This window comes from Paracoccus sp. (in: a-proteobacteria), from assembly GCF_047973135.1.
GTDB lineage: Bacteria > Pseudomonadota > Alphaproteobacteria > Rhodobacterales > Rhodobacteraceae > Paracoccus.
Genome location: NZ_JBKEBL010000050.1, coordinates 1 through 12,526, shown reverse-complemented (window position 1 = coordinate 12,526; position 12,526 = coordinate 1). Strand labels below are relative to the sequence as shown.

Genomic DNA, 12,526 nt, shown 5'->3' with positions numbered 1-12,526 from the left:
TGCTGCCGCGCTGGCCAGCGGCGGCGGGCTCGATCGTTACCAGATCCAGAACCAGCGGTTCGGTCAGGGGTTTGATCAGCATGTCGTCGCCAGCCAGGAAATTCGCGGAAAAGCGGTCGGTGACGGTGCAGAGATGTGTGTGCCGGGCAAGGCTGACGCCAAAGGGCAAGGTGAAGGCGGACAGATAGCGTTTCGGGGCAATGCCCCGGCGGCGCAGTTCCTCGAACAGAAATTCGCCGATAGGGGCCTGCGGATTGTGCATGACGCTGCCATATTCCGCGAGAAATGCCAGATCAAAGACCTCTTCTGCGGCCAGGGGATGATCGCGCGGTACCACCGCGACCAGCGGAAAATCCCCGATCACCGTCTGGCGCAGTTCGATGGGTTGGCGCACCCGCCCGCCGACGGCGATGTCGGCGGCATTGCTGCGCAGCGCCTCGATCTGGGCACGCTGGCCACCGCCCTCAAGCGTCATGTCCAGTTCGGGCATCCGGCGGTACAACGCGCCCAGGGCGGTTGGCACAACCGACATCGACAGCGCCGAGGAACAGATGATCCGCAACGTTTCGCGCGCACCCCGGCGGATCGCCTCGATCCCGTGTTCGACCTGCGAGACGCGTTCGAACAGGCCGGCCGTTTCGGCGTAAAGGCGCTGCGCCTCCCATGTGGGTTCGATGCGGCCCCCGGCGTTGCGGAACAGACGAAAACCCAGTTCGTCCTCCAGCACGGCGAGATGGCGGCTGACGGTCGGCTGCGACAGGCCCATCTTGCGGGCGGCGGCGCTGATATTCAGCCGTTCATAGACGATTCGGAAAATCTGTAACCGGTGCAGGTTGGGACTGTTCATCGGAGCAATGCTTTTATGTTGTCGCGGAAAGCGGCGGGAAATAGGCAATTCTGCCCAGTATTTCTGCAATCCGGCCATAATCAATAGACAAATGCTATAACACGCATAAAAATTATATGATTGACTATAGACGCGCCGCGTTTTCCAATCGGCGGCAAGGAGACCGCCCATGCAAGCCATTCCCTTTCTGTTTCTGTTCGTTTCGGTTTTTGCCGGGGCGGCCATCGCCTATTTCGTCGGAAGCTCGGCCATCCTCGGCTTCTGGGCCTTCGACCAGACGCGCTATCTGGCTGCGCTGCCGCAAAAGGTCATGAGCCAGCTTGACGTTTTTGCCTTTCTGGCCATGCCGCTGTTCATCCTGACGGGCGAGCTGATGAACCGCGGCGGTGTGACCGAGGCGCTGATCCGGTTTTCCATGTCGCTGCTGGGGCGGCTGAAGGGCGGGCTGGGGCATGTGAACATCCTGACATCGGTGTTTTTCGCGGGGATTTCGGGGTCGGCCACGGCGGATGCGGCGGCGCTGGGGAACACGCTGGTGCCGGTGATGGAAAAGCAGGGCTATACGCGCGATTACGCGGCGGCGGTGACGGCGGCCTCGTCGATCATCGGGCCGATCATCCCGCCCTCGATCATCCTGATCTTTTACGGCGCGCTGCTGAACACTTCGGTCGTGGCGCTGTTCGCGGCGGGGATCGTGCCGGGGCTGCTGCTGGCCGCCGTGCTGATGGCGATCAACGCCTATTACGCGCATCGCGACGATCATCCCGGCGGCAAGGGCAGCGAGATCCCGGCCTTTGTCCCGGCGCTGCTGCATGCCCTTCCGGCGCTGTCCCTGCCTGTGATCATGCTGTCGGGCATCCTGTTCGGCGTCATGACCCCGGCCGAGGCGGCGGGCGTCGCTGTGGTCGCGGCCTATGCGGTGGGCAAGTTCTATGGCCGGATCACCACAAATGACCTGTGGGAATCGCTGTTGCGCACGGTGATGCTGTCGGGGGCGGTGTTCATCATCCTGGTGGCCATAGCAACCTTTGGTTATCTGACCTCGATCGAACAATTGCCGCGCAAACTGGGCGATCTGATCGGCGCGCTTGGGCTGGGGCCATACGGCTATATGCTGGTGCTGAACCTGATCTTCATCGTCGCGGGCATGTTCATGGACGTCAAGGCAGCGGTCGCGCTGCTGGGTCCGCTGCTGATTCCGCCCGCGATCGCGATGGGGGTCGATCCGGTGCATATGGGCATCGTCGTGTGCTTCAACCTGACGGTCGGGCTGTTGACGCCGCCTCTGGGGGGTGTGCTGCTGATCCTGTCCACCGTGGTCGAGATCGGTTACTGGCGGCTGGTCCGCGCGGTGCTGCCCTTCCTGATCGCCGAACTGATCCTGCTGTTCGTTCTGGCCTATGTTCCGGCAATCACGCTGACGCTGCCGCGCATTCTGGGCCTGCACTGACCGACATAGAAACCACCATTGGGAGAGCCATCATGAAAAACCTGCTGCTTGCCTCGATCAGCGCGCTGTCGCTGGCCAGTGCCGCGCATGCCATGGATGAGGTCGTCATCGCCTTTCCAGGCACCGAAGACCTTCAGCGCGATGCCGAATATGTGTTCATCAAGGCCTTTGCCGACAGTCTGGGCGAACATGGGGTCGAGACGGTCATCCATCCTGCCAACTCGATGGGCAAGGAAAGCGAGCGTTTCGACCAGACTTCGCAGGGGCTGATCAATGTCAATCTGGCCAATGGCGGGATGCTGTTCAAATCCTCGGATTTCTCGCGCGTGCTGTTCCTGCCTTTCCTGTTCAAGGACGACGCGCAATTCGACAGCGCGATCAGGGAATCCGGCGCGCTGGACCGGATCAACGAAGAGGCGGCCAATCTGGGCATCCGCATCGCCGGTTTCGCCATGCGCGGCGGATCGCTGGGGCTGTTCACCACCGGCACGCCCGTTTCCTCGATGGCCGATGTCAAGGATCTGCGGCTGCGGGCGCAGAACGGCGATCAGGTGAAATACATGGAGGCCTGGGGCGCACGCCCGACCGTGGTAAGCTGGGCCGAAACGCCGAATGCGTTGCAAACCGGCGTTGCCGTAGGCCATTTCAACCCGCCCTCGACCGTGGTTGCGGCGGGCCAGACCGAATTGCTGAAATACTACACCCCGATGGATGCCGGCCCGGTACCCAAGGTGGTGATGCTGTCGGCTGACTGGTACGATGACCTGTCGGACGAGGAAAAGGGTTGGGTCGATGCCGCTGTCGAGGCAGGCGCGACCGCCAATCGCAAATGGGCGCAGGAAATGGCCCCGGAATTTGAGAAGATCATTCAGGATGGCGGGATCGAAATCGTTCCGCTGAAGGATGGCGAACGCGACAAATTCGTCGAGGCGACAAAGGCCGTCTGGCCGTCGATGGCCCCGCAGGCCGATATCGACGTGATCGCCCCCTTCGTGAAGTAACCCGGACGACCGCCCGCAAGGAGCCCGCAGATGAGCGCCATCGCCGCCGCCCTGAATACCGCCAGCAACGCTGTGGACCGTGTCCTGCGGGTGGTCGCCATATTCTTCCTGCTGATGATGGTGGGCCTGATCTGCTTGCAGGTGCTGGCCCGCTATGGCTTTTCCTCGCCGCCCGCCTGGACCGAAGAGGCCGCGCGTTTCGCGATGGTCTGGGTCGGTCTGCTGGGGGCCAGCGTGTCGTTCAAGGCCGGGTTCGACCCGGCGCTGGTCAGCTTTTCCGGCGATACGGCGCGCGGCAGGCGGCTGATCGCCGGTTCGGTCCGTGCTGCGGCGGTGGGGCTGTTTCTGGGGCCGGTTCTGTGGTTCTGCTTTTTCGGTCCCAAAATGAGCATGGCCCGTTCGTTCCTGTCGCGCAGCCTGCACACCAAGGCCGAAACCTTTGACCTGCCGATGATCTTTGTTGCCGTCACCGTGCCGCTGTTCATCTGCGCAATCCTGCTGCACGGGCTGGCGATGATCGCCTCCGGCCTGACGAAACGCGATTGAAGGACACAGAATGCCCACCCTTGACACAATCCGGTCCGACCGGGATTTCATCGACCGTCTGACCGCGATCCGGCGCGACATCCACGCCCATCCCGAAACCGCGTTCGAGGAACGCCGAACCGGCGATCTGGTCGCCGCGCAGTTGGAAAAGCTGGGTCTTGCGGTGCATCGGGGACTGGGCAAGACTGGCGTGGTCGGCACGTTGAAGGGCAAGCGGCCCGGCCAGCGGACCATCGGTCTGCGCGCCGATATGGACGCGCTGTTCATCGAAGAGGATACCGGCCTGCCCTATGCCTCGACCGTGGCGGGCAAGATGCATGCCTGCGGCCATGACGGACACACGACCATGCTTTTGGGCGCGGCGGAAAAGCTGGCGCAGGATCCCGATTTCGCCGGGACCGTACATTTCATCTTTCAGCCCGCCGAGGAAGGTCTGGGCGGCGCGCGGGTGATGATCGAGGACGGGTTGTTCGAACAATTCCCCTGCGATGCGGTCTATGGCGTGCATAACAACCCCAAACAGCCGCTTGGCCATGTGGCAACCCGCGTGGGCGGTTTCCTGTCGGCGGGCGACACATGGGAGGTGCGCTTTCGCGGTACGGGCGGTCATGGCGCAATGCCCGAACGCGGTACCGATCCGACCGTGCCCGCCGGGCAGTTCATCGCCTCGATCGGCTCGGCGATTTCGCGCAGGGTTCCGGCGATGGACAGCGCCGTGATCTCGGTCGGGCATATCGCGGCGGGCAAATATGACAGCCCGAACATCATCCCCTCCGAGGTGACGGTACGCGGTACCGCCCGCACCTATACGCCGGAAATCCGCGACACGGTCGAACACATGATCGGCGCGCTGGCGAAAGGCGCGGCCGATCCCTATGAGGTCGGGGCCGAGCTGATCTATACCCGCCGCTATCCCCCCGTGGTGAACGAGGCGGGCAGCGTCGAACTGGCCGCCCGCGCCGCCGCCGCGACGGTGGGCGAAGATCAGGTCAACGCCACCGCCCGCCCTCAGGGTGCCAGCGAGGATTTCGCCTTCATGCTGGAAAAGGTGCCGGGCGCCTATGTCATGATCGGCAATGGCGACGGCCCCGAGGCGGCCTTTGTCCATACGCCGAAATACGATTTCAACGACGCGCTGATCCCCATCGGCGTCACCTATTGGCTGAACCTGGTTCAGGCCGAACTGGGCCTGACCGAAGGCGCGCGGATCTGACGGCGCAGCCCTACGCGGCAGACCTGGCCGTGTATCCGGCCCCGACAATGATCTGGCGTGCCAGCTTGGAATCGACCGGCGCGCTTAGCCGGTGCTGGCCAAGGTCGATATTGATCTGAACGCCCGGCACGGCCTTGTCAAAGGCCCCCCGCAGCGCCTTTTCACAATGCCCGCAGGTCATGTCGGGAACGATAAAGACGGATTCTGTGCTCATGCTCTGTCCTTTCGGTATGTAGCCTCAAGCAGATGGGGGGTTCCGGCAACGGGAAGGTCAAGAGAATTTTTGTCGCCCTTGACCTTCCAGTCGCCGGAACCCTTATATGACAGGCCGAACCTGAAAAGGAGCGTGCCATGAGTGACGATACCAGCCTGCATATCGGCATTGACGGGATGTCCTGCGCCTCTTGCGTGGGGCGGGTCGAGCTTGCGCTGACAGCCATGCCCGGCGTGACCGCTGCGCGGGTCAACCTGGCCACCGAAAGCGCGGTGATCGAACATGATGGCCGCGTGACTGCGGCGCAGGTCGCCGGACTGCTGGAAGAGGCCGGATATCCTGCACGGCTGACCGTGACGGTTCTGGATGTCGGGGACATGTCCTGCGCCTCTTGCGTGGGGCGGGTCGAGCGCGTGCTGACGGCGATGCCGGGCGTGGTCTCGGCCCATGCCAACCTGGCCTCGGGACAGGCGGTGCTGCGCCATGCCGAAGGTCTGGACCCCGCGCGTATCGCCGCCGGGGTGACAGCGGCAGGTTATCCCGCGCGGCCCCATCAGCCTGCATCAGCGGATCGCGGTCAGGACGCCGCGATGGCGGGGCTGCGGCGCGATCTGCTGATCGCGGCGGCGCTGGCCGTACCGGTCTTTGTGCTGGAGATGGGTGGCCATGTGGTTCCCGCCTTTCACCACCTGATCGCCCGCAGCATCGGGACGCAGACATCCTGGCTGATCCAGTTCGTACTGACCGCGCTGGTGCTGGCCGGGCCGGGGCGGCGCTTTTTTTCGCGCGGGATACCGGCGCTGCTGAAAGGTGCGCCCGACATGAATTCGCTGGTCGCGCTTGGGACGGCGGCGGCATTCGGCTATTCCACCGTCGCCACCTTTCTGCCCCGCCTGCTGCCCGATACCAGCCGCGCCGTCTATTTCGAGGCGGCGGCGGTCATTGTCGTTCTGATCCTGCTGGGCCGGTTCCTTGAGGCCCGCGCGAGGGGCCGCACGGGGCAGGCCATCCGCAAGCTGGCAGGCCTTCGCGTACGCGTGGCACGGGTGGAACGCGCCGGTACCGTCACCGAACTGCCCGTCGAACAGATTGCGGCGGGCGAACTGGTTCATCTCAGGCCCGGCGAAAGGATCGCGGTGGACGGGCTCGTCGTGTCGGGCGCTTCATGGGTCGATGAAAGCATGATCACGGGCGAGCCGGTGCCGGTCGAAAAGACCACGGGCGCGCCTGTCACCGGTGGCACGGTCAACGGCAATGGCGCGCTGGTGTTCCGCGCCACGCGGGTCGGCGCCGATACCGTCCTGTCCCAGATCATCCGCATGGTCGAAGAGGCTCAGGGCGCGCGTCTGCCCATACAGGGGCTGGTGAACCGCATCACCATGTATTTCGTTCCCGCCGTTCTGGCCGTGGCGCTGCTGACGGTTGGCCTGTGGCTGGGGTTCGGCCCGGAACCGCGCCTGACCCATGCCCTTGTCGCAGGGGTCGCGGTGCTGATCATCGCCTGTCCCTGTGCGATGGGGCTGGCCACTCCGGTCTCGATCATGGTCGGCACGGGCCGCGCCGCTGAACTGGGCGTGCTGTTCCGCAAGGGCGATGCGCTGCAATCGTTGCAGGGCGTGGCGACGGTCGCGCTGGACAAGACCGGCACGCTGACCATGGGCCGCCCCGCCCTGACCGCATTCGAGACCGCGCCCGGCATCGACCGCGCCGGATTGCTGGCAGAGGTGGCCGGAGCCGAGGATCGGTCGGAACATCCCGTCGCGCGGGCCATTGTCGCGGCTGCGCGGGCCGAGGGGCTGCGCCTGCCCGCGCCTGACAGCTTCGAGGCGCTGACCGGCCTTGGCCTGCGCGCCCGCATCGGGGGGCATGAGCTGCTGATCGGCGCCGAACGGCTGATGACCCGCGAAGGCATCGCCATGGGTGATCTTGAGGCGCGGGCCGCCGCTCTGGCAGAGGGTGGCCAGACGGTTCTGTTCGCCGCCCGCGATGGCAGGGCGGTGGCGATGATCGCGGTGGCCGATCCGGTCAAGGACAGCGCGCGGGCCGCCATCGACGATCTGCACGCGCAGGGCCTGCGGGTGGCGATGATCACCGGCGACGGGCAGGCAACCGCGCGGGCCGTGGCGCGCAAACTGGGCATAGATCGGGTCGTGGCCGAGGTCATGCCCGACGGCAAGGTCGAGGCGCTGCGGCAGTTGCGGGCGCATGGCCCGGTGGCGTTCGTCGGCGACGGCATCAACGATGCCCCCGCCCTTGCCTTTGCCGATACCGGCATCGCCATCGGCTCGGGCACGGATGTCGCCATCGAAAGCGCGGATGTGGTGCTGATGGGCGGCAGCCTTGCAGGTGTGGCCAGCGCCTTTGCCGTCAGCCGCGCAACCATGCGCAATATCCGCCAGAACCTGTTCTGGGCCTTTGGCTATAACACCGCGCTGATCCCGGTTGCCGCCGGGATCCTGTATCCGCTGAACGGGACGATGCTGTCCCCGGTACTGGCGGCGGGGGCGATGGCGCTGTCCAGCGTCTTTGTGCTGACCAACGCGCTGCGCCTGCACCGCGCCGGGCCGGCAAACGGGCCGGATCCGGCACAGGCTCGGGCGGTCCTGCCCCGGCAGGAACGAAAGGCAGCCGCATGAATATCGGGGAAATGTCAGGGGCCACCGGCCTGCCCAGCAAGACCATCCGCTATTACGAGGAAATCGGCCTGATCTCGCCCCGCCGGGGCACCAATGGCTATCGCGATTTCGGACCCGAGGACCAGCGCCGCCTGATCTTCCTGTCCCGCGCCCGCCGCCTTGGCTTTTCGCTGGAGGAATGCCGGCGGCTGATGGGCCTTTACTGCGACCGGACCCGCGCCAGCCGCGATGTTCGCGATCTGGCGCTGGAACATCTCGACGACATCCGCAACAAGATCGCGCAACTGCAAGAGCTTGAGCATACGCTGGAGACACTGATTTCCGGTTGCCGGGGCGATGACGACCCGCACTGCGCCATCCTCGACGGGCTGAGCGGCAAGGACTGACCCCGGCGAAACGCGCTTCGGGTTGACCGCCTCGGGGATTGCGTCACCGCCGGGTGATTTGCGTCCCGCGGTGGCCGGGGGCGCTGCGCCCCCCGGACCCCCCGCCTTGCGCATGGCGGCAAGGGATCGGGCGGTTCCGGCGCTAATCGGCCGCGTCGAACCGCAGGATTCCCGCCACACGAGGCCCGGCTTTGGTATCCGAGGGGTGGGACCGGCCGTCCATCACCGGAACCTCGGGAAAATCGAAGGGGCTGACACCGTCCAGACAGGCGACATTGACGCCAAATTCCTGCGGATCCGAGCGGCGCTGATGATGGGTATAGACGCCACAGACCCGGCAGAAATAATGCTTCGCCGTCCCGGTATTGAACTGATACAGCGTCAGCATGTCTTCGCCCCGGATAAACTCGATATCCGCCAGCCTTGCGGATACCGCAACCGCCCCGCGCATCCGGCAATAAGAGCAGGTGCACCGGCGAATGGTGTTGAAAGCATCGCGCAGCCGGACGCGGAACCTGACCGCGCCGCAATGGCAGGCAGCATCGTACCGGGGGCTTTCGGTGGTCATCGCTGGCATCTCGCTGTGGTCGGGAAACCATAGTCGGACCAGCCGCAGTGGACAAGCCCGGTTTGGTCGGGCCTGCACCACCCGCAAAAAAGCCCGCCGCAGGCCCTTGCAGGGGGTCCGGGGGGCGCACAGCTCCCCCGGCTATCGCGGGACGCAAAACCTCCGGCGGTGACGCCGTGCAAACGGTCCCCGCCGGGGCACGGCCCCGCATCCCGAACCGAGGGCAGGCGCATGGCCCGCCCCATAGCCTCATGCCGTCAGGTTCAGGATACGGGAGACGACCTTTTCGGCGGCTTCCTCGGCGGTCAGATCGACCGTGTTCACGATCAGCTCGGCCAGCTCGGGGGCCTCATAGGGGCTGTCGATGCCAGTGAAATTCTTCAACTGCCCCGAGCGCGCCTTCTTGTACAGGCCCTTGACGTCGCGCTGTTCGGCGACCTCCAGCGGCGTATCCACGAACACCTCGATGAACTCGCCCTCGGCCATCAGGTCGCGGACCATCCGCCGCTCGGACCGGAAGGGCGAGATAAAGGCGGTCAGCACGATCAGCCCGGCATCGGTCATCAGGCGCGCGACCTCGCCCACGCGGCGGATGTTTTCCACCCGGTCGGCATCGGTGAAGCCAAGATCGCGGTTCAGGCCGTGGCGCACGTTGTCACCGTCCAGCAGGAAAGTATGCTTGCCAAGGGCGTGCAGCTTTTTCTCGACAATATTGGCGATGGTCGATTTGCCCGAGCCGGAAAGGCCGGTGAACCAGACCACGGCGGCTTTCTGGTTCTTCAACGCCGCATGGGCCTGACGGTCCACATCAACGGCTTGCCAGTGGATGTTCTGGCTGCGGCGCAGGGCGAAATGGATCATCCCGGCAGCCACCGTCGCGTTGGTCATCCGGTCGATCAAGATAAAGCCGCCAAGGTCGGGGTTCTGGCCATAGGCCTCGAACGGGATAGCCCGGTCGGTCGAGATATTGACCACGCCGATCGCGTTCAGTCCCAGCGTCTTTGAAGCCAGATGTTCCAGCGTGTTGACGTTCACCTCGTATTTCGGCTCGGTCACGGTGGCGGTGGCGGTCTGGGTGCCGATCTTCAGCAGATAGGGACGGCCGGGCAGCATCTCTTCCTCGGCCATCCAGACCAGCGTGGCCTCGAACTGGTCGGCGACCTCGCAGGGTTCGTCCGATCTGACGATCACATCGCCGCGCGAACAGTCGATCTCGTCCTGAAAGGTCAGGGTCACGGACTGGCCCGCAACCGCCCTGTCAAGATCGCCATCAAAGGTCACGATGGATTTCACCGTGCTGGTCTTGCCCGAGGGCAGCACGCGGATCGCATCGCCCGGACGCACCACGCCCGCGCCGATCTGGCCCGCAAAGCCGCGGAAATCCAGATTGGGCCGGTTTACCCATTGCACCGCCATGCGAAACGGGTGGTCCTGCATCTGCGCGTCGTTAATGGGCGCGTCCTCCAGATGGGACAGCAGGGTCGGGCCCTGGAACCAGTGCATGTTCTGGCTGGGGCTGACGATATTGTCGCCCTTCAACCCGGAAATCGGGATCGGCAGGAAACTGTCCATGCCGATTTCCTTGGCGAAATGCGAATAGTCGGACACGATTTCATAGAACCGCTCGGCCGAGTAATCGACCAGATCCATCTTGTTCACCGCCAGCACCACATTGCGGATGCCCAGCAGTTTCACCAGATAAGAGTGCCGCCGCGTCTGCGTCAGCACGCCCTGGCGTGCGTCGATCAGGATCACCGCCAGATCGGCGGTCGAGGCCCCCGTGACCATGTTGCGGGTATATTGCTCATGCCCCGGCGTGTCGGCGACGATGAATTTCCGCTTGTCGGTGGCGAAAAAGCGATAGGCGACATCAATGGTGATGCCCTGTTCGCGTTCTGCGGCCAGACCGTCAACCAACAGCGCAAAGTCGATCTCTCCGGCCTGGGTGCCCACGGATCTGGAATCATTTTCCAGCGACGCAAGCTGATCTTCAAAGATCATCTTGCTGTCGTAAAGCAGCCGCCCGATCAGCGTCGATTTGCCGTCATCGACCGAGCCGCAGGTGATAAAGCGCAGCATGGTCTTGTGCTGGTGTTTCAGCAAATAGGCGTCGATATCCTCGGCGATCAGCGAATCCGTGACATAGACGGGGTCATTATTCTTGGCATCCATCAGAAATACCCCTCTTGCTTCTTCTTCTCCATCGAGGCGGACTGATCGTGGTCGATGGCGCGGCCCTGACGTTCCGAGGTGGTGGTCAGCAGCATTTCCTGAATCACCTCGGGAAGGGTCTTTGCATCGGATTCCACCGCGCCGGTCAGGGGATAGCAGCCAAGCGTGCGGAAGCGGACCGATTTCATCATCGGCACCTCGCCCTCGCGCAGCGGGAAACGGTCGTCATCCACCATGATCAGCAGGCCGTCGCGTTCCACGACGGGGCGCTGTTCGGAAAAATACAGCGGCACGATGTCGATGCCTTCCAGATGGATGTATTGCCAGATGTCCAGCTCGGTCCAGTTCGACAGGGGAAAGACACGGATCGATTCGCCCTTGGCCTTGCGGGTGTTGTACAGACGCCAAAGCTCGGGGCGCTGGTTCTTGGGATCCCAACGGTGATTGGCCGAGCGGAACGAGAAAATCCGTTCCTTGGCGCGCGACTTTTCCTCGTCCCTGCGGGCACCGCCGAAAGCCACGTCGAAATTATACTTGCTCAGCGCCTGTTTAAGGCCGTCTGTCTTCCACATGTCGGTATGCAGGCTGCCATGGTCAAAGGGGTTGATCCCCTTCTCCATCGCCTCGGGGTTGTGATAGACCAGCAGGTCCATCCCGGCAGCCTGTGCCGCGCGGTCGCGCAGATCGTACATGGCGCGGAATTTCCATGTGGTATCGACATGCAACAGCGGAAAGGGCGGCGGCGCCGGGTAAAAGGCCTTTTTGGCCAGATGCAACATGCAGGCCGAATCCTTGCCCACAGAGTACAGCATCACCGGATTGTCGGCACTGGCGACGACTTCTCGCATGATGTGGATGCTTTCGGCCTCAAGTCGCTGCAAATGGGTCAGCGTGGCCTGGCTGATCCCGGTATCGGCGGCGGGATGGGATATCATGTTCATCGACTCTTGTTCTGTGCGCGGCGGGTTTCGCAGATTTGCGCGGCAAGACCAAGGGGGACCGGCAATTGCAGCCCAAGTATTTCGGTTTTTGTAGCCCTTCGGGACTTTTGTTCGCGATCTGCCGCCTGCGACGAAACAGCGATTTCCGTGCGGCGGGCACAACCGGATTCAAAACCCGCGCCGCATGCGTTGCCGCGCGGGTTCAGAAGATGAAAAGCCGATATTCGGCGCTGTTGTCGTTTTCCCAGGTTTCGTGAATCGGCGAGAGAGCGGATGTGAGTCCGAACAATGGCTTGCGGGCATAGATGCTGTTCCATGTTTGTGAACTGACCCCAGAATGTGTCAGGTTAGCACTACTTTGGCGAATTTCCGCTGACGCGATATTCTCCGGCTTCACGGGAGGTGTTTTGGGTGATTCATAGGGAGCCAGCATTGAGGGAGGCTGACGGTTTATGGGAACCTGGCGGGACGATCTGGAGGGTTGGCTGGCGCCGTTCGTTGCGGCGCTTGGGCACAAGACGCGGGGGAGGATGTGTCCGGCCTATGTTGCCG

11 protein-coding genes are annotated in these 12,526 nt (G+C 63.7%); 6 read left to right on the top strand and 5 right to left on the bottom strand.

The annotated features are described in order from the left end of the window. Positions 1 to 847: LysR family transcriptional regulator (locus ACK5L9_RS04820; RefSeq protein WP_416910315.1), on the bottom strand; the 847-nt coding region annotated here is incomplete at its 3' end. A 169-nt stretch (positions 848 to 1,016) separates the two neighbouring features. On the opposite strand from ACK5L9_RS04820, the gene ACK5L9_RS04815 reads away from it, so the two are divergent. Genes ACK5L9_RS04815 through ACK5L9_RS04800 form a run of 4 tightly spaced genes read left to right on the top strand, consistent with a single transcriptional unit; the run spans position 1,017 to position 5,057 of the window. Further along, positions 1,017 to 2,297 carry a TRAP transporter large permease gene (locus ACK5L9_RS04815; protein ID WP_416910314.1) on the top strand — a complete coding sequence of 427 codons (1,281 nt, stop codon included), beginning with the start codon at positions 1,017 to 1,019 and terminating at the stop codon, positions 2,295 to 2,297. A 32-nt stretch (positions 2,298 to 2,329) separates the two neighbouring features. Further along, positions 2,330 to 3,298 (top strand): TRAP transporter substrate-binding protein, encoded by a 969-nt coding sequence (locus ACK5L9_RS04810; protein ID WP_416910313.1) that lies wholly within the window; start codon positions 2,330 to 2,332, stop codon positions 3,296 to 3,298. 30 nt (positions 3,299 to 3,328) lie between these two features. After that, complete coding sequence (locus ACK5L9_RS04805) at positions 3,329 to 3,844, top strand: TRAP transporter small permease (RefSeq protein WP_416910312.1); 516 nt, start codon at positions 3,329 to 3,331, stop codon at positions 3,842 to 3,844. Positions 3,845 to 3,854: 10 nt separating this feature from the next. Beyond that, the gene (locus ACK5L9_RS04800) at positions 3,855 to 5,057 is read left to right on the top strand and encodes a M20 aminoacylase family protein (RefSeq protein WP_416910311.1); all 1,203 of its coding nucleotides are present in this window, start codon (positions 3,855 to 3,857) and stop codon (positions 5,055 to 5,057) included. A 10-nt stretch (positions 5,058 to 5,067) separates the two neighbouring features. On the opposite strand, the gene ACK5L9_RS04795 is transcribed toward ACK5L9_RS04800, so the two are convergent. Then, on the bottom strand, positions 5,068 to 5,271 hold the full coding sequence (locus ACK5L9_RS04795) for a heavy-metal-associated domain-containing protein (RefSeq protein WP_416910310.1): 204 nt from the start codon (positions 5,269 to 5,271) through the stop codon (positions 5,068 to 5,070). Between the two features lie 137 nt (positions 5,272 to 5,408). Between ACK5L9_RS04795 and ACK5L9_RS04790 the strand changes: the two genes are divergently transcribed. Beyond that, positions 5,409 to 7,907, top strand: a complete 2,499-nt coding sequence (locus ACK5L9_RS04790) for a heavy metal translocating P-type ATPase (RefSeq protein ID WP_416910309.1) — start codon at positions 5,409 to 5,411, stop codon at positions 7,905 to 7,907. Further along, a complete protein-coding gene (locus ACK5L9_RS04785) occupies positions 7,904 to 8,293 on the top strand; it encodes a MerR family DNA-binding protein (RefSeq protein WP_416910308.1) in 390 nt (129 codons plus the stop codon). The genes ACK5L9_RS04790 and ACK5L9_RS04785 overlap by 4 nt, the downstream gene beginning before the upstream one ends. 142 nt (positions 8,294 to 8,435) lie before the next feature. On the opposite strand, the gene ACK5L9_RS04780 is transcribed toward ACK5L9_RS04785, so the two are convergent. From ACK5L9_RS04780 to cysD, 3 genes are all read right to left on the bottom strand, one after another. Beyond that, on the bottom strand, positions 8,436 to 8,861 hold the full coding sequence (locus ACK5L9_RS04780) for a GFA family protein (RefSeq protein ID WP_416910307.1): 426 nt from the start codon (positions 8,859 to 8,861) through the stop codon (positions 8,436 to 8,438). Between the two features lie 249 nt (positions 8,862 to 9,110). Continuing rightward, the gene (gene cysN / locus ACK5L9_RS04775; RefSeq protein WP_416910306.1) at positions 9,111 to 11,033 is read right to left on the bottom strand and encodes a sulfate adenylyltransferase subunit CysN; all 1,923 of its coding nucleotides are present in this window, start codon (positions 11,031 to 11,033) and stop codon (positions 9,111 to 9,113) included. Further along, the gene (gene cysD / locus ACK5L9_RS04770) at positions 11,033 to 11,968 is read right to left on the bottom strand and encodes a sulfate adenylyltransferase subunit CysD (RefSeq protein ID WP_416910316.1); all 936 of its coding nucleotides are present in this window, start codon (positions 11,966 to 11,968) and stop codon (positions 11,033 to 11,035) included. The genes cysN and cysD overlap by 1 nt, the downstream gene beginning before the upstream one ends. Positions 11,969 to 12,526 lie beyond the last annotated feature (558 nt).

Coding starts and splice junctions, on each gene's coding strand:
- ACK5L9_RS04815 (WP_416910314.1), top strand. CDS start 1,017: ATGCAAGCCATTCCCTTTCTGTTTCTGTTCGTTTCGGTTTTTGCCGGG.
- ACK5L9_RS04810 (WP_416910313.1), top strand. CDS start 2,330: ATGAAAAACCTGCTGCTTGCCTCGATCAGCGCGCTGTCGCTGGCCAGT.
- ACK5L9_RS04805 (WP_416910312.1), top strand. CDS start 3,329: ATGAGCGCCATCGCCGCCGCCCTGAATACCGCCAGCAACGCTGTGGAC.
- ACK5L9_RS04800 (WP_416910311.1), top strand. CDS start 3,855: ATGCCCACCCTTGACACAATCCGGTCCGACCGGGATTTCATCGACCGT.
- ACK5L9_RS04795 (WP_416910310.1), bottom strand. CDS start 5,271: ATGAGCACAGAATCCGTCTTTATCGTTCCCGACATGACCTGCGGGCAT.
- ACK5L9_RS04790 (WP_416910309.1), top strand. CDS start 5,409: ATGAGTGACGATACCAGCCTGCATATCGGCATTGACGGGATGTCCTGC.
- ACK5L9_RS04785 (WP_416910308.1), top strand. CDS start 7,904: ATGAATATCGGGGAAATGTCAGGGGCCACCGGCCTGCCCAGCAAGACC.
- ACK5L9_RS04780 (WP_416910307.1), bottom strand. CDS start 8,861: ATGACCACCGAAAGCCCCCGGTACGATGCTGCCTGCCATTGCGGCGCG.
- cysN (WP_416910306.1), bottom strand. CDS start 11,033: ATGGATGCCAAGAATAATGACCCCGTCTATGTCACGGATTCGCTGATC.
- cysD (WP_416910316.1), bottom strand. CDS start 11,968: ATGATATCCCATCCCGCCGCCGATACCGGGATCAGCCAGGCCACGCTG.